Here is a 1003-nt window from a genome sequence, read left to right as displayed (position 1 = left end):
TCCTTGAGGACCTTGTAGTCCTCGATGCCCGCCTCGTACGTCCCCGGGGCCGCCCCGGTCGCCGTGCCACCCGGCTCCGCCTGGGTCACGCCGGTCCAGCCGCGCCCGTAGAAGCCGATGCCCAGCAGCAGCTTCTCGGCGGGGATGCCGAGCTCCTTGAGCTTGGTGATCGCCGCGTCGCTGTCGAAGCCCTCCGTCGGGATCCCGGGGTACGAGGTCAGCGGCGAGTGCGGTGCCGTCGGCCCCTGGGCCGCGAACGCGCCGAAGAAGTCGTACGTCATCGGGTTGTACCAGTCCAGGTACTGTGCCGCCCCCGCGTAGTCCACGGCGTCGATCTTGCCGCCGTCTGACCCGTCGGCGGTGATGGCCGAGGTGACCAGGTTGTCCGTGCCGAACTTCGCACGCAGGGCCGCCAGCAGCTCGCCGTACGCGTCCCGGCCGCTGGTGTCGCAGGTCAGACCGCAGGCGTTCGGGTACTCCCAGTCGATGTCGATCCCGTCGAAGACATCGGCCCAGCGTGGGTCCTCCACCAGGTCGTAGCAGGACTGGGCGAACGCCTCCGGGTTCTTCGCGGCGTCGGCGAAGCCGCCGGACCAGCTCCAGCCGCCGAACGACCAGATGACCTTCAGGTCCGGGTGCAGCTCCTTCAGTTTGCGCAACTGGTTGAAGTTGCCCCGCAGTTCCTGGTCCCAGGTGTCCGCGACCCCGTCCACCGACTGGTCGGCCGTGTAGGCCTGCTCGTAGTCGGCGTAGCTGTCCCCGATGGTGCACTTGCCGCCCTGGACGTTGCCGAAGGCGTAGTTGATGTGGGTGAGCCTGTCCGCCGAGCCCGATGTCTCGATGTCCTTGACGTGGTAATCGCGCTGGTAGACACCCCAGTTGGTGAAGTACCCGACCACCTTGCCGCCAGCCGCCGTGGGGACGGCCTCAGTGGCGGGGACAGGGCACCGGACACGTGGGGGGACACGGTGGCGGACGTGGCGGCCGGGGACGCGCCCGCCGG

1 pseudogene is annotated in these 1003 nt (G+C 69.2%); it reads right to left on the bottom strand.

Annotated elements, in window-relative coordinates:
* A pseudogene (locus IH13_RS0115080) lies at window positions 1-935 on the bottom strand (glycoside hydrolase family 18 protein); the annotation flags it as partial.
* Window positions 936-1003 lie beyond the last annotated feature (68 nt).

The organism is Streptomyces sp. NRRL WC-3549 (genome assembly GCF_000721935.1).
Classification (GTDB): domain Bacteria; phylum Actinomycetota; class Actinomycetes; order Streptomycetales; family Streptomycetaceae; genus Streptomyces.
The sequence above is the reverse complement of the archived record's forward strand: the minus strand, read 5'-3'. Positions and strand labels throughout refer to the sequence as shown.